Raw genomic sequence first — 13,813 nt, 5'->3', positions numbered from 1 at the left:
TCAGGCCGCCTTGTGACCGAGCTGGATCGCCTTGGCGATCTCAGACCGCTTGGCGGCGTAACCCGGAGCGACCATCGGGTAATCGGCCGGCAGGCCGTACTTGGCCCGGTAGCGCTCGGGCGTCAGGCCATGGGCGGTGAGGTGGCGCTTCAGGGTCTTGTAGGGCCGGCCGTCGATGAAGCTGATCAGGCCGTCGTGCTGGATCGACGCCTCGATCTGGGTCGCGCTCGGTCCGGTCCAGCCGGAGCCCGACGCGCCGTTCTGCAGGACCGTGATGGCCGTGTGGACCTGATCGATCAGAGCCGGCAGTTCACCTGCGCCCACCGCGTTCCGTGAGACGTAGGCGGCGACCAGAGAAGCCGTGCACTTGATCAGGTCGGTATTAAGTTCTGAAGACTTTTCGTACAGATCTATGGTGTTCATCTCGATCCCCCAGTCGCCCAAAGAAGCAAAACAATCCGGCAGGAAACGGAAATCCGATGAATCTCTCGGAATTCCCCCATCCGCATCCTGTCGAACTGCTTCGAATGCGCCAACATTGGCACCTAATGATACAAAATCTGGAGTTAATGTCTAGCGCTTATCTCAGGATAAGCTCTGAACATAAATTGCTCGCTGCTGTTAACATGAGGTTGTGCATGAAAAAAGACAAACAAATATTGCGCACGTCCCGAGATTGAGCCGAATCATGCGGGCGATGACTGCCAATGGGCATGCGATGACCGGCCATGAGGGTGCGAATCAGCCTTGGAGATGGGTGTCAGCCATCCGTGTCCGGCCCGGGGTGCCGTCCTGCAAGCGCAAGGAACTGGTCCCGATCTCACGTCAATCTCGAAGCATTCTAAGCTATTCGTCGATACACCGACCCGCGCGCATCAGGCGGGCATCCCATCCGTGCGCGGCAGGAGAACGCGGCGGACTTGATGAAATTCAGCGCGTTGCGATAAAAATCGATATTAATTTTGAAATCATCGGATGTTAATTTTATCAGTTGGACAATACGTCAACGATCAATTGGATCTGTGCAGTCTGTAAATTAGGACTGTTGCGTCCTTTCGCGGCCGCATTGTGTTCCCGATACGCTGGAGGCACGCGTGATCGCAGCCGGGGCGAGCCTCCCCGTCCTGGCCTTGCGGATCGTCGGCCTGTTGTGACGGGGAACGAGAGGGTGGCGACCGGTAGATGCGCACCGATCTCCTGCCGGATGGAAGCCGGCGGCGGCGCGGGACTTCAGATGGCGTAAAGACTAACCGGTCGCAGATCATGCGCGGGGCTTCCGGCCCCGGTTTCATTAAGGAAGTCCTCAGCCTCGCCGTGGAAGTTGCGATCGGAGAATTTCGCGAAACTTTGGATCATCGTACCGTTCCGCGTCCCGCTATTTCGGTACGGCCGCGTCTGTGCGAGAGGTCTTGCGTTGCGCACCTTCGAGGCCGACCGTTCATGTCCGGACCGTGTTCGACGTCACTTTCACGCTCCCTTTCGACGCTGAGCGAGTCCGAGTCCGCTGATCCGGTCGGCGGCCGGATGGCGCCCCTCTGGCTGCTGCTGGTGGGACGCGCGGAGGTGGGCCGGCACTGGCGCCTCCTCATGTCGGTCGGCCTCCTGTGGGCGCTCGCCGGCATCGTCGTCGTCGTGGATTCCCTCGACGGGGCGATCCACGTCCCGGACCGGTGGTTCGGCGTGATCCTCCTGATCGACGGCCTGGTCTCGCTGGCGGTCGGCGCGACCGTCACCGGAACCGCGCGCCGGATGCGCGTCTTCCAGGGCGTGCTCCTGACCCTCATGGCCTTCCTGATCCTGATGGCCACGCGGCACAGCAATTTCCTGCTCGCCATGATCTTCGGCGTCGCCTTCACGGTGGATGGCCTGGTGCGAATCACGATCGCCGGGCTCCTGAAATTCGCCGGCTGGCGGATCTCGGTGGCGCTGGGGGCGCTCAGCGTCGCGTTCGGCCTGTTCCACCTCCAGCCGTGGCCGACATGGTATGCCGGCACGGTCGGCTACTGCATCGGGATGTTCCTGATCCTGGGCGGCGCCAACCTCGCGCTGATCGGCCTGCGGGCGCGGCACCTGCGCCGCGCCGCGCCGGAGCCGGAGGCGACCGAGCCCGGCAGCCTGAACGTCTATGTCTGGACGCCGACCGGGCAGGCGACCACGCCGGCCAGCCAGCGCCTGATCCGGCGCTACGTCGCCTCCGTCGATCAGGCCGGCCGATACTCCACGGGCCACGCCGCCCTGAGCCAGGGGGACGATCTCTACATCAGCCACTATCCAGCGGTGGAGATCGACCGCTCGCCCGCCAACTTGCGGTCGAGCCTGCGCGCCGGCCCCGAGAACGACGTGGCCGGGCGCTTCCTGTCCTCTCATGCGGCGGAGGTGGCCGATTGGTGTCCGCCCACCGTCACCGTCACGCTGAACGGCGTCGATACCCCCCGGCTTCGGGCGTTCTGGGGGGCATATCGGCGGGACACGACCTACAATTTCATCAGCCGGAACTGCTCGACCACGGCGGCCCGGGCGCTCGACATCGCGGTCGAGGGCGCGTTCAGCCGCGGCGGCCATCCCTGGCGCCAGCTACTGGCAGCGCTGACCACCCCGGAATTCTGGGCGGCCGCCCTGCTCCGCAACGGCGCCCGGTCGATGACCTGGACCCCGGGCCTCGTGCTCGACTACGCGCGGGCGCTCAGCGCCCTGGTCGATCCCGCCTCGCCGGTGCCGACCATCGCGTGGAAGCGCGTCGGCTGGCGGCTCGTGCGCAACGGGCGGGCGCGGTCCCTGGCTCGCCTGCACCAGATCACCGGACGACCCACCCTGCCGGATGCCGGACCGACCGAGGCCTGATCGATCGTCCTTCCCCGCGCGCGGTTCGGACCCGGCCTCGTCTTGGGATCCCGAAGGTCTTCAGCCCTTCGGTGGGGTGTCGGGGTGAAACCCCGACGATCGGGCTTCGCCCGACGGCGTGGCGCTGCCCTGCACCCGCACAAGGTCACGGACCCTTTGGAACCGGGACTTCCGGTGACGAGCCGCTCAGTGCGAAGGCTCCGCGGCGAGGTCGGCCGCGATGGCCTGCATGACCGCGAGGGTATCGCGCTCGTCCTGCTCGGCCCCGTGGTCGCTGAGCTTGACGATCACCGTGCCGGTCCGGCGGTTGATGTAGACGTACTGGCCGTAGACGCCGATCGCCGAGACGTCGTCGTCGTCGCCCCCGGGGGCGTGCCACCACTGGGCCGAGTAGGGCCAGCCGTCGACCGCGCGCCGGGCCGGCGTCATGATCCGCTCGATCCAGCGGGCCGGGATGATGCGGTTGCCCCCCGCCCGGCCCTGGTCGGCCACGAGCAGCCCGAGGCGGGCGAAGTCGCGGGCGGTGGCGTTGAGGCAGCAGAACGCCTTCTCGACGCCCCCCGGCCGGTCGAGGTTCCAGGTGGCGTCCGCCTGGGCGCCCATCGGCTTCCAGATCCGCTCCGAGAGGATGTCGGCCAGCGGCCTGCCCTCGGTCCGGGCGAGGATCAGGCCGAGGAGTTCGGTGTCGATGCTGCGGTAGCGGCCCTGGCTGCCGGGCTTGAACGCGAGATGCGCGTGGTCGCGCACGAAGCCCGCGATGTCCCGCGTCAGGTACATCCCGGCGGTGCCGGTCAGCGGGCGCCGGGGATCGTAGTTCTCCGGCACGGCGATCCCGCTCGCCATGTCGAGCAGGTTGCGCACGGTGATCTGGCCGAACACCGCGGCGTTCTTCAACTCTGGCAGCAGGGCGGAGACGCGGTCCGTCTCCGCGAGCTGGCCCCGGGCCACCGCGGCGCCGACCAGCAGCGAGACGATGGATTTCGCCACCGACCAGGACGGGAACAGCGTCGCCGGCCCGGTGCCGGGCCGCTGCCACTCGTGGATCAGCGCCCCGTCCTGCACCACCAGGAACGCGTTGGTGTGGGTCGCGGCCAGCACGTCCATGAGCGGCACGGTCCGCCCCTTCCAGGGGACCCGTTCGCGAATCGTGCCCGGCCGGGACGGCAGGTCGCGGGGCTGGTCGGGGGCCTTCACGACCCGGCTCGGGAACCACGGGCCCACCGAGGACGGCTCGATCACGGCGAGCGCCGCCAGGGTGACGGGGTCGGGGACGTTCAGCAGCGCGCAGGCGGCCCAGGCGCAACCCGCGATCACGGCGGTACCGGCCGCCGCGATCGTGGCCCGGCGGCGGCCCGAAGGGCGGCTCCTGCGCGGGCGGGCCGGATCGTCCGGGGGCGCGGAGGACGCGGTCATGTCGGGTCTGGGTTGCTCGGGGTCGTCATGGTCGCGGGGCGCGGGCACCATGCGCAGGACGGCTTAACGAAAGCCCCATGCCATCGATCGGGAGCCGATTCGTGAGGCTTCGCGCCGGTGGCGCCGGTTCGGACAGGGTCATGGATTCCGTGGAGCGGTATCGGCCGGCGGCCTTCCAAGTCCTGCCGGCGAACCGAAGCAGATCGTCTCCGCACCGGGATCCTTCGTCTGCTGGGGCTTCCCGATTCGTGGCAGATCTCTACACCGGTCCCGCATCGAATTCACGAAACCGACCTGCGCAGGAAGTTCACCCCGTCATGAATCCGTTCCTGATCCTCGGGCTCGCCATCGGCGCGGAGGTCATCGCCACCCTGGCGCTGAAGGCCGCCGACGGCCTGACGCGGCCGGTCCCGACGCTGATCGTGGCGCTCGGCTACGGCACCGCCCTGTGGCTGATGTCGACCAGCATGGACATGCTGCCGATCGGGGTCGTCTACGCGATCTGGTCCGGGATCGGCATGATCGGGGCCGCGATCGGCGGCGCGTGGCTCTACGGCGAATCGGTGAACCCGACGATGCTGGTGGGCATCGCGGTGATCACCGTCGGCGTCACCATCCTGGCGGCCGGCCAGGGACAGCATTGAGGGACGGACGCCAAGGGCACCCTCCCGCCACGCGCCGGAACCCGTTCTGCCCAATGTTCTCGGAGCAGCAGGCGCTGCTCACGGCACCCGCGACTGAAGACCGGTCCGTCTGGTTGCGCCACATCTCCGTGGAAACAGCGACCAGGCTTGGCCGTACCCGCAGATTTTGAAGCGCAAAACAATAGGATTGGCGCCTTTATCAGTCATCGGGAACTGAAGCGGCCGAAACGATTTATGTACTCCGTTGGGTATGGATAATCTTCGGTGAACGCCATGATCTGGTTGGCTGGCCAAAGACACTATCGGCTGGCTCGCACGCTGCTCGCCGTCTCCGCAGCTCTTGCGCCGGGCTTCGGGCTCGGCTTGGCTGAGGCATCCGAAACGCAAGGCCGACCTGCGGTCGATCAGTCGGCCGGCCCGAGGCGCGAGGCGCCGATCTTCACGTATCGCCAGTTCACCGCGACCCTGCCGCCGCTCGCACCGCCATCCGATAGGGCCGGCCACGTCGAAGTCGCATCGTCCGATCCGGCCAAGACGCCGTCCTCGCCGGCATCGGACCCGGCGCCTGGCCCGGAGCGGGCGGACATCACGGGCAGCACCGACACCGCTGCAGCCACGGAACCAGCGCGTCCGCCCCAATCGACCATCGAACAGCGCGCCGATGCCGGCAGAGCCAAGCTGATCGGGAGCGGACGGGCCAGCTGGTACCAGCACAGCGGCAAAACTGCGAACGGTGAGATCTACGATCCCAACACGCTCACGGCCGCGCATCACACCTTGCCGTTCGGCACACGGGTCAAGGTCGTCAACAAGGCGAATGGCCGATCGGTCATCGTAAGAATCACCGATCGTACCAACGAACGCACCAAGATGAAGCGCAGCTACGCGATCGATCTGTCGCGCGCGAGCGCCCGGAAGATCGGCATCGAAGGGATCGGGCAAGTCGCCTTGTACACGGTCGATTGACGCGGCTGAGGTTCAGAACCGTCCGGCGATGGTGAGCCGGACGGCGGTGGGCTCCACCGGGCGGAACACCCGATCGATCAGACCCTCGGCCGGCTCGCCGGGCAGGCGGGAGACGTAGGCGTAGGTGATCTAGTCGGACTTGCCGTTGGTCAGGTTCAGCACGTCGCGGGATACACCGACGCCGCTCTCGAAGGCGTAGCCGATCCTGCCGTTGACCAGCGCGGTCGCCCGGGAACGGATGGAATTCTCCTCGATCAGCGGGCGCGGACCGAAGTAGCGGAACCTCAGGCTTCCGAACCAGCCCAGCGGCTCACCGAAGGTGACGCCCGCCGACGCGATGGTGGTGGGAGCCTCGGGCACCCGGTTGCCCACCGGGTCGTAGTCCGAGAAGCGGGCGTTGGTGATCGTCAGGTCGCCCTCCAGCGAGAGCCAGGGCGCGACCGCGTAGCGGTTGGTCCATTCCACGCCGAAGCGCCGGGTCGGGCGGCTCGGCTCCGTGGTGCCGGTATCGCCCTGGAACAGGTTCTCCGAGGCGAAATCGAGCCGGAACAGGGCGAGGCTCGTCTCCAGCCCGGCGATCGAGCGGTTGCGCAGGCCGATCTCGTAGCCCGCGGACGGCACCAGAAACGGCGAGCGGGTGGTGTTGAACAGGCCGACCCGGATCGAGTCCGTGCGGGTTTGCACGCCGACCTCGTTCTCCATCGGCCTGCCGAACAGGTCGCCCTGGACGACGTGCAGGACCTCTCCGCCGCCGATGATGCGCTGGGCCAACGGGTGGAACTGGTCGCCGTTGACCGGGTCGTTGAGGAAATAGGTGAAGTCGTTGAACAGGTTGAGCTGCGAGCGGATCACGTAGGCCGAGGCCCGCGTCACGCGGGTGTCGTCCGTCGCGCTGAACCGGCCCGACAGGGGGGAACCGTGACGTGTCCCCGCCGTCGCTCGGGCTTATCGTGCCGTAGCGGCCGATCAGGCCCTTGGCGACCGGGCCCGCTCGGGGATCTGGCTGGTGGCCGTCCAGCGGGCCGCGTAGGCCATGCCGGTGACCGAGACCCCGTCGAGCGCCGTGCCCTGGCTGTAGCGGGCGACCCCGTTGATCTTGCGCAGGGCGTCCGGGACCACCCAGGGCCCGTCAAAGACCTGCGCGTCGGCGGCCAGGAGCAGGTTGCCCTCGGCGAGCGGCGCGGAGGCGATGCTCAGCGCGCTTGTAGCCAAACGACCCGATCGAGGTCAGCGCGAGGTTCCGCTGCACGCCGTCGAGATCGTCGATCCGCACCGAGCCCGCCGAGGCGAAGTCGCCGTCGCACACGAAATACGGCCCCTTGTGGAACGCGACCGCGCCGACGAGTTCGGGGATCAGGAAGTTGACGTCGGCGTAGCCCTGGCCGTGGGCGTGGGTGCGCATGTTGAGCGGCATGCCGTCTAGGAACAGGGCGATGTCGGTGCCGTGGTCGAGGTTGAAACCGCTCCCGGGCCGCGGCGGTCACGATCAGGGCCGCCGACGCGGCGAGGGCGAGGAGGGGCGGCGCGGTGCGCGCGGATGGACGGGACACGGGGAGCTCGGGCGACGGCAGTGGCACGTCACTGCGAACGAGGCCGCACCGGCCGCCCTGGCGACCGTCTCGGCATCCCCCGGAACACCCCGTCCGATGGACCTCGCGTGTGACCACGGCTGACGGCAGGTCTCCTGGCTCGCGGGTCGCCGCCCTCCCGTCGTCTTCCCGGGCGCGGCCGCCCAGTGACGTGTTGACGCGAGGACTCACCGCTTACCGTTGCGGGGGCAGCCGCGGTTTTGGGCAAGCCCAGCCAAGGACGAGCCCGCACCGTGTTCCCTTTTCATCCCCGAGGGGAACCGTCCGGCCCCCCATCCGCCGGACGCGCGGTCGGCGGCAACATCCCTGGGGCGGTTGTCCGCCCCTGTGCGCATCGGGCCACGATCCGCACCCGCCCCCGAACGGCCGGTCCGAGCCCGCCTGCCACATCCTCGCCGCGAAGGTACGGTCACGCTTGTCGGACGTCCTGTCGCGGCAGGACATAACTGAAACAGCACGGAGCACACCTGCATGCAGGGTCGCGCGCGGACGAGAATCGGTCCAGTCCTGATGGCGGCGTCCGCGGCATGCGGCCTGGGTGCGTGCAACACATCCGGCCCCGTACTCACGACAGGATCGATCCCCGGCCGCGCGCCGCCGATGGCCGTCAGCGATGCCGAACGGGATTGCCTGGGCCGCGCCATGTACTTCGAATCGAACCGGAGCGACGAGGGCGGGCTGATCGCGGTCGGCACCGTGGTGATGAACCGGCTGGAGAACGCGATCTTCCCCGGCGGCATCTGCGCCGTGGTCGGCCAGCCCGGACAGTTCGCCGCGGGGGTTCTGACCAAGCCGATGCAGGAGAAGGACCTGCAGAAGGTCGCCGACGCCACCGACGCCGTCCTGGCGGGCGAGCGCCACCCGCAGGTCGGCAAGGCGATGTATTTCCACACGGCCGGGCGGCGCTACCCCTACGGCAACATGCATTACGTGGCCGTCGCGGGCGGCAACGCCTTCTATGAGAAGCGTGACGCCCGCGCGGCCAAGTCTGAGACCGCATCCGAGGTCAAGCCCGAGAAGGCGGCATCGGCCTCCATCCCGACCTTCGCGGCCGCCCCGATGATGGCGACGCCGTAGCGCCCCGAAGGGAACGCCGGCGCCTCGGTTTCCAGGGGAGATATCGAGGCGGAATGTAGCCTTGAGGTTGTATTTCTGCGGCCGATCGGGGTATGGCGTCGCCATGCCAGACGACGCCGGTTTCGACCGAACCGTGAGAGCCGCCATCCGCACCCATCAGTTGTTGTGTTCCCACGGTACGCCGGTGATGCAGCTCCTGTCGCGGCTGCTGCTGATCGAGATTGGGCTGGAGATCGCCGCGCGACAGGACAGCGGTGGTGCCGCCAACGACAATCCCGACGCGGCCGAGGATTGAAGCAACCGGCTGCGGGGCGCTGTGGGCCGCGAGCGGCATGATCGGACTGCGCCGGACGGATCGCGTCGCCGCATCCCCTGTAAAGACCCGAGTTGACTGCCCGGTATCGGGTTGATCACCTCGAATGCGGTCGCAAAACTGTTGATCGACCTCGTGTTCCGGATGTGCGGCATTTACACTGGGGGACGACGGTCTAGCTTGCCGGTAGAAACTACCCACGAATCGCGGATGTCCCACCGATGATCGCCGACCGGGTAGCGCTCGCTGGCGTGTTTCTTCTGCTGAGCATCGCACCCTCGGCGGCCCAACTGCGTCGCCCCTTGACCTGCACGGAGGAGGCGTCGGCCGGTCTCGATCCACCGCTCCTGCCGGAGGGAACCAAGCCTCAGCCGCACAAGGCCCGCACCTTCTCGCTGGTTTCCAGCGGCGGGCTGCTGACCGTGATTTCCGCCGGGCGCTCCGATTACTATGAGTGCCAACCCGCCTCGCCGCGGTTGAACGAGCGCTCGCCGCGCAACGCGGTCAAGTGTCAGAACGGCGTCTACTTCCTCCTGATCGACCTCACCAAGCTGAACTTCGTCGAGGCTCAGCTCAATCCCGAGGATCGCACCGAGGTCAAGGTCAGTTTCGGAAGCTGCCACGGGCTGTGACAGCCTGTTCGACGGGCGTGCGTCGCCTCGGGGGCTCCGCCCGGGACAAGACCTTCAGAGCTCCGCCCTGAAAACCCGCCAAAGGGCGAGCCCTTTGGAAGCCCGGATCCCGCGTCGAACAGGCTCTGGGTCCGACCGGTCCGTCGCGGCCCGCGGCCGGACTCATCGGCAGAACCGTGCCGCGGCCGGCGTCCATTGCCCGAAACCCGTCGCGACCATGTTGGTCATCACCCGGCAGATATAGACCTTCTGCGCCGCGTTGTTGTTCGGTCCGGCATGGTAGCGCGCCACCGCCAGGGTCCAGCTGCCCTCCCGCTGCTTCAGCTCCTTCAGGAACTGCGTCGCGTACTCGACATTCGCGTGCGGGTCGATCATCGCCTCGACCGAGCCGAACTTACCGCCGTGGTAGAGGTGGTTGATCTGCATGCAACCCAGGTCGATCAGGCGCGCGCCCTTGCGGCGCGCCTCCCGGAAGCGGGCGATCACGTCCCCCGGCCCCGTCCCGAAATAGGCCGCGCCCTCGATGTTCATGGCGTAGGGCTGCAGCGAGCCGCGCTTGCCGGTCTCCGTGAGGCCGACGGCATAGAGCACGCCGAGCGGCACGCCGTAGCGCGCCGAAGCGCGGCCCATCTCGGCCTCGCAGACATTCGCCGCGGCCGGGACCGCGCTACAGATAAACGCCGCCGTCGCGAGGACGTGTCGTTTCATCCCCCCGCTCCCCCCCCGGTCCGCCGGCGGCCGGGCCCTGCGCCGCCTGTCGCTGCCTGTCTCCGCCCTGGCCCGATCGAGCGCCTCCGTCGGAGGAGCCGGGCTGCCCCTGCGATGCGGAACCGCCGGAAAAGCCCCCCGTGTCGGACGGGCGGGCCGGACCGACGGTGACCTCGGCCCGATAGTTCGCCTGCTTCAGCAGATCGGTGAGGACCGCCGCGTCCCTGTGCAGGAGGGCGGCCGTCTCGGGTTGCGAGGCGCGCAGGTGCGTCTCGAGCTGGCCGTTCGTCAGCCGCAGCTCCACCGTGACGGTTCCCAGATCCTCCGGCTTGAGCTGGATCCTGAGGACGCGCAACGGCTCGTCCGGCATGGTCCGGATCCCCGGGTCGGCCTGAGGAGCCCGGGCCGCCGGTTCGGGCGCGGCCGCCCGCTCGATCTCGTCCCGGATGGCCGCCGCGATCGTCGGCAGCGCGCCGGCCGGCAGACCCGGCACGGGCCCGGCCGACCCATCCGGACCGGGGACCTCCGCCCCCTCGGGGCGCCCGGATTCGCCGAGGCTGGCGCGGGCGGTTCCCGTGACGGCGCGCGTGTCGGACAGGGCCGTGACATCCGCCTTCTCCAGCCCGGTGCCGGCAGCCCGGGCTGCCGTGCCCGCCGGATCGGATGTCGGCTGGGGCTGAGTTAGGGGTGGGCTGGGGGCAGGCGCGCTCAGCGCCGCCGCGGTCGCCGGTTTCGGCAGCCCGTTCTGATGCGGTTGGGGCTCGGCGTCGATCAGGGCCCGCAGGTCGGCCTGGACGGACGGGGATTCCGTCGCGCTCGCGGCCACCGGTGCCGGTGCCGCAAGCGCGGAGACGGCAGGTTCGCGCGACGCTGCTCTGGGGAGGACCGGCGCGAAATGAACCGCGCTGTCGAGCACCGTGACCTCGGGCAGGCTGGCTGCGGGTGTGCTGTCCAAGTCGGCTCCGCCAACCTGCGGCGCGGTCGGGCGGATCGCGTCCGTCATCCCCAGGTCGGGTCCGCCCTGCGCGAGGGGGCCGGACCCGGCGGTCGAGGCCGGCGCGGACGCCGCGCTGCGGAGCGCAGGAGCGTCGGCCGCGGTGGACGGGTTGCCCGTCGCGGGGGCCGTCGGCGTGACGGTGTTCAGGATGCTGGCGAGGATCGCCGCCGCCGCGCTGGCTGGATCGGCGGCCGCTGTCGGGGCCGCCGGGAGACCCGGGACCACTGGCGCGGCCTCCCCCTTCGTCGCCGCCCCATCGTCCGGCTCGGTCCGTTGGCGTCCACCGGCTTCGGCCCGGGAGCCGGCAGGCCGCCCCGAGGCCGCCCGGAGGGCATCCGCGAAACCGCCCCTGGCGCCGGTGTCCGGCGGGTTCGAGCCATCGGCCTCCGACTGGGATGGCATCACCTCCCGGTCGGGCTGCGGAGCCGGATTCTGGAGCGTGGCGGGGATCGCGGTCACGGGTTCGCCTTCCTGAGGAGCAGATCGATTCGATCGATCATGGCCTGGGCGCGGGGAATCAGCTTGGCGGGCTCGTCGGCGGGGGCCGCCGCGGCCTGCACCGGATTCAGCGCGGCGGTGTCACCCTCCGGCAGGCCCGGCCGGCCGGGGAGCCCCCGCCGGATCTCCTCGGCGGTCGCCAGCGCCGTCTCGAGAAGGCGGCTGTCCCGCTGCGGCAGCCTGGCCCGGTCGATGGCCCTGAGCGTCCGCAGCCCGGACTGGAAGGTTGCGAGACTCGCAATCTCGGCCGCGCCCCGATAGAGCCGCGCCTGGATCGCCTCCAGGCTCTCGGGGGCGCAGAGCGGAAGCGCCCGGTCGGCGGCCAGGAAGGCCGAGCCCGTCTTGCCCTCCTCGATCGCCGTCTTGGCGATCAGCAGGTACAGGATCTTCCGGCTGTCGGGCTCGAGCTCGTCGAGGATCCCGGTGATCACCGCGAAGCGTCCCTCATCCTGGCCGACATCCAGCCGGGTCAGCTGATAGGCGAGGCGCTGGCGGAAGTTGCCGGCGTAGATCGAGTGCGGGAAGCGGCGCAGGTACTGGATCGCCAAGGACTGGAACTTCTTCAGGTCGCCCGTCTGCCCGAGGGTGAAGATCTCCCGTCGCAGGGCGCCCTCCTCCGCCAGCGTCCCGGGCAGGAGCATCCTCGGCGTGAGGTCGAATTTCCTTTTTTCATGAGTGTCTTACCTATTTTGCTGATGGGCATACCCACAACCTAACCCACGGCGGTGGCGTGGCTTCACAGGAATAGTGGGATACGGCCAGGAACGTCGCTGCCCGCACCGGATGCGCGAGTGGCGTTCGTCGGCTGCGGAGCCCGACAGATTCCCCTGTCGACAACCCCGGAAGCCAGCAACTTCGAAGTCCGCCATTCGCTACCCTCCGGCGCTGCCTCGGCGGGTGTGGAGTGCGTAAATGATGGCCTCGATCAAGATACGTGCGGCAGACGACGGTTCATTCGGCGTCTACCGGAACGGGGCAGCCGTCGCGTCCGGGCTGACCAGGGCCCAAGCCGAGCGCTGCGCCACGGTTCTCGGCTGGATCGCCTGAGACTGCCGGTCACCCTTTCGCAAGAACGCTCGGCGATGATCTGATTCGCCGGCGGATTGAGACGGTCCCGCTGACGATCCACGCCCGCTCGCAGATATGCCCCTCAGCTGTCGAGGGCGGGCGTGGATGCTTCGGCAAAACGGAAACCGTTTCCGTTTTGAATAGCGAAACCGTTTCGCATTTCGTGCCCCATCCAGCGGAACCACCGATCGCCGGCGTAGCTTCGTGGAATGCCACCGTATCCAGTGGTGGCACCAGAGGAGCTACCCCTTGCGCACTTCGATGATTACCGCAGCTCTGCTGGCCGCGTTCGGCGCCGCCGCTCTCGCTACACCGGCCTCGGCGGCTCCGCTCAGCCCGGTTCCGGCCGCAACTGTCGCCGGTGTCCAGGACAACATCACCAGCGTCCGCTGGCACCCCATCCGCCGCATGCACCGTGCGGAACGTCGCTTCATGCATCGGCACTTCCACCGCCGGTAGTAAGCCGAAGCAGCCTTGCGGGAGGCCCGGCCGCGGATGGCACCGCAGCTGGGCCCCTCTCTTTTGAACCAGAGCGTTGGGCCCGCTCACCGCAGCGATGCCCGAGATGGCAGCTCCGCCCGCACGGCCAGAGCATCGGCGAGCCGCATCCGCTCGCGCGACCGCTCGAAGGCTTCATCACCGTCACGGTAAAGGCGTTCGGACCGGGCGAGATCGAACCGGGCCAGCCGGATCATCCGGACCGCGAGGAAGGTGTAGATCAGGCGCATAGCGTGCCCTCCCCAAGCTTCATCAGGTCGAGGGCAATGCCCAGCGCCACCTCATCAATGTAGGCGTGGCCGCTGGCTACTTTGCTGTTCAGCTCCTCCTCAAGATCCGCCAAGGGGTACAGCCGCGCCATGCATGCTGCCTTCGCGAGGATGTCGGGCAGGCCACGCGATGGGAAGCCGAGCAAGCGTGCGCGCATCGCTCCAGCTGCTCGGATCAACCCTTTCGGGTAGTCGATGCCGCTGTCACCCCCCGATGCATTGAGCAGGGCATTGATGCGATCGTGCTTCGCGATCAGCCGGACGAGCTTGGGCGACGCAGCGGGCTCATCGGCGCGGGCC

14 protein-coding genes, 1 pseudogene and 1 riboswitch are annotated in these 13,813 nt (G+C 68.4%); of the genes and pseudogenes, 7 read left to right on the top strand and 8 right to left on the bottom strand.

Features of this window, described 5'->3' with window-relative positions; all coding sequences use genetic code 11:
* Positions 1–423 carry a MucR family transcriptional regulator gene (locus tag MKK75_RS13780; RefSeq protein ID WP_244043123.1) on the bottom strand — a complete coding sequence of 141 codons (423 nt, stop codon included), beginning with the start codon at positions 421–423 and terminating at the stop codon, positions 1–3.
* 1,101 nt (positions 424–1,524) lie between these two features.
* On the opposite strand from MKK75_RS13780, the gene MKK75_RS13775 reads away from it, so the two are divergent.
* Positions 1,525–2,841 (top strand): HdeD family acid-resistance protein, encoded by a 1,317-nt coding sequence (locus MKK75_RS13775; RefSeq protein ID WP_244043122.1) that lies wholly within the window; start codon positions 1,525–1,527, stop codon positions 2,839–2,841.
* A 186-nt stretch (positions 2,842–3,027) separates the two neighbouring features.
* Here MKK75_RS13775 and MKK75_RS13770 read toward each other — a convergent pair whose 3' ends face one another.
* Positions 3,028–4,254: a serine hydrolase domain-containing protein gene (locus MKK75_RS13770; RefSeq protein WP_244043121.1), complete on the bottom strand. Its 1,227-nt coding sequence runs from the start codon at positions 4,252–4,254 to the stop codon at positions 3,028–3,030.
* Positions 4,255–4,571: 317 nt separating this feature from the next.
* Between MKK75_RS13770 and MKK75_RS13765 the strand changes: the two genes are divergently transcribed.
* Positions 4,572–4,898 (top strand): DMT family transporter, encoded by a 327-nt coding sequence (locus MKK75_RS13765; protein ID WP_244043120.1) that lies wholly within the window; start codon positions 4,572–4,574, stop codon positions 4,896–4,898.
* Between the two features lie 273 nt (positions 4,899–5,171).
* A complete protein-coding gene (locus MKK75_RS13760) occupies positions 5,172–5,864 on the top strand; it encodes a septal ring lytic transglycosylase RlpA family protein (protein ID WP_244043140.1) in 693 nt (230 codons plus the stop codon).
* Between the two features lie 12 nt (positions 5,865–5,876).
* On the opposite strand, the pseudogene MKK75_RS13755 reads toward MKK75_RS13760, so the two are convergent.
* A pseudogene (locus MKK75_RS13755) lies at positions 5,877–7,326 on the bottom strand (TonB-dependent receptor domain-containing protein); the annotation flags it as partial.
* Positions 7,327–7,520: 194 nt separating this feature from the next.
* Positions 7,521–7,733: riboswitch (cobalamin riboswitch) on the bottom strand.
* A gap of 320 nt (positions 7,734–8,053) precedes the next feature.
* Here MKK75_RS13755 and MKK75_RS13750 point away from each other — a divergent pair.
* The 3 genes from MKK75_RS13750 (at position 8,054) to MKK75_RS13740 (ending at position 9,475) form a co-directional block, all read left to right on the top strand.
* Complete coding sequence (locus MKK75_RS13750; protein WP_409567564.1) at positions 8,054–8,530, top strand: cell wall hydrolase; 477 nt, start codon at positions 8,054–8,056, stop codon at positions 8,528–8,530.
* A 103-nt stretch (positions 8,531–8,633) separates the two neighbouring features.
* The gene (locus MKK75_RS13745) at positions 8,634–8,825 is read left to right on the top strand and encodes a hypothetical protein (RefSeq protein ID WP_244043118.1); all 192 of its coding nucleotides are present in this window, start codon (positions 8,634–8,636) and stop codon (positions 8,823–8,825) included.
* 239 nt (positions 8,826–9,064) lie between these two features.
* Complete coding sequence (locus tag MKK75_RS13740; protein WP_244043117.1) at positions 9,065–9,475, top strand: hypothetical protein; 411 nt, start codon at positions 9,065–9,067, stop codon at positions 9,473–9,475.
* Positions 9,476–9,637: 162 nt separating this feature from the next.
* Here MKK75_RS13740 and MKK75_RS13735 read toward each other — a convergent pair whose 3' ends face one another.
* Genes MKK75_RS13735 through MKK75_RS13725 form a run of 3 tightly spaced genes read right to left on the bottom strand, consistent with a single transcriptional unit; the run spans position 9,638 to position 12,319 of the window.
* The gene (locus tag MKK75_RS13735; RefSeq protein ID WP_244043116.1) at positions 9,638–10,183 is read right to left on the bottom strand and encodes a transglycosylase SLT domain-containing protein; all 546 of its coding nucleotides are present in this window, start codon (positions 10,181–10,183) and stop codon (positions 9,638–9,640) included.
* Complete coding sequence (locus MKK75_RS36095; RefSeq protein WP_244043115.1) at positions 10,143–11,639, bottom strand: flagellar hook-length control protein FliK; 1,497 nt, start codon at positions 11,637–11,639, stop codon at positions 10,143–10,145. Before MKK75_RS36095 ends, MKK75_RS13735 begins: the two co-directional genes overlap by 41 nt.
* Complete coding sequence (locus MKK75_RS13725; RefSeq protein ID WP_244043114.1) at positions 11,636–12,319, bottom strand: hypothetical protein; 684 nt, start codon at positions 12,317–12,319, stop codon at positions 11,636–11,638. Before MKK75_RS13725 ends, MKK75_RS36095 begins: the two co-directional genes overlap by 4 nt.
* Positions 12,320–12,590: 271 nt before the next feature.
* Here MKK75_RS13725 and MKK75_RS35730 point away from each other — a divergent pair, with 271 nt between their 5' ends.
* The gene (locus tag MKK75_RS35730) at positions 12,591–12,725 is read left to right on the top strand and encodes a hypothetical protein (protein WP_279593860.1); all 135 of its coding nucleotides are present in this window, start codon (positions 12,591–12,593) and stop codon (positions 12,723–12,725) included.
* Between the two features lie 566 nt (positions 12,726–13,291).
* On the opposite strand, the gene MKK75_RS13720 is transcribed toward MKK75_RS35730, so the two are convergent.
* Together MKK75_RS13720 and MKK75_RS13715 are read right to left on the bottom strand one after the other, a co-directional pair.
* The gene (locus MKK75_RS13720) at positions 13,292–13,474 is read right to left on the bottom strand and encodes a hypothetical protein (RefSeq protein ID WP_244043113.1); all 183 of its coding nucleotides are present in this window, start codon (positions 13,472–13,474) and stop codon (positions 13,292–13,294) included.
* Positions 13,465–13,813, bottom strand: a 349-nt coding sequence (locus MKK75_RS13715) for a hypothetical protein (RefSeq protein WP_244043112.1), incomplete at its 5' end; no start/stop codon positions are given. The genes MKK75_RS13720 and MKK75_RS13715, both read right to left, overlap by 10 nt.

Source organism: Methylobacterium sp. J-030 (genome assembly GCF_022829545.1).
In the GTDB taxonomy this organism is placed as follows: Bacteria; Pseudomonadota; Alphaproteobacteria; order Rhizobiales; family Beijerinckiaceae; genus Methylobacterium.
This window is presented reverse-complemented; position numbering and strand designations above follow the sequence as displayed.

What these genes read in the sequence shown, in the direction of transcription:
- MKK75_RS13780 (WP_244043123.1), bottom strand. Translation starts at nt 423, where the DNA reads ATGAACACCATAGATCTGTACGAAAAGTCTTCAGAACTTAATACCGAC.
- MKK75_RS13775 (WP_244043122.1), top strand. Translation starts at nt 1,525, where the DNA reads ATGGCGCCCCTCTGGCTGCTGCTGGTGGGACGCGCGGAGGTGGGCCGG.
- MKK75_RS13770 (WP_244043121.1), bottom strand. Translation starts at nt 4,254, where the DNA reads ATGACCGCGTCCTCCGCGCCCCCGGACGATCCGGCCCGCCCGCGCAGG.
- MKK75_RS13765 (WP_244043120.1), top strand. Translation starts at nt 4,572, where the DNA reads ATGAATCCGTTCCTGATCCTCGGGCTCGCCATCGGCGCGGAGGTCATC.
- MKK75_RS13760 (WP_244043140.1), top strand. Translation starts at nt 5,172, where the DNA reads ATGATCTGGTTGGCTGGCCAAAGACACTATCGGCTGGCTCGCACGCTG.
- MKK75_RS13750 (WP_409567564.1), top strand. Translation starts at nt 8,054, where the DNA reads ATGGCCGTCAGCGATGCCGAACGGGATTGCCTGGGCCGCGCCATGTAC.
- MKK75_RS13745 (WP_244043118.1), top strand. Translation starts at nt 8,634, where the DNA reads ATGCCAGACGACGCCGGTTTCGACCGAACCGTGAGAGCCGCCATCCGC.
- MKK75_RS13740 (WP_244043117.1), top strand. Translation starts at nt 9,065, where the DNA reads ATGATCGCCGACCGGGTAGCGCTCGCTGGCGTGTTTCTTCTGCTGAGC.
- MKK75_RS13735 (WP_244043116.1), bottom strand. Translation starts at nt 10,183, where the DNA reads ATGAAACGACACGTCCTCGCGACGGCGGCGTTTATCTGTAGCGCGGTC.
- MKK75_RS13725 (WP_244043114.1), bottom strand. Translation starts at nt 12,319, where the DNA reads ATGCTCCTGCCCGGGACGCTGGCGGAGGAGGGCGCCCTGCGACGGGAG.
- MKK75_RS35730 (WP_279593860.1), top strand. Translation starts at nt 12,591, where the DNA reads ATGATGGCCTCGATCAAGATACGTGCGGCAGACGACGGTTCATTCGGC.
- MKK75_RS13720 (WP_244043113.1), bottom strand. Translation starts at nt 13,474, where the DNA reads ATGCGCCTGATCTACACCTTCCTCGCGGTCCGGATGATCCGGCTGGCC.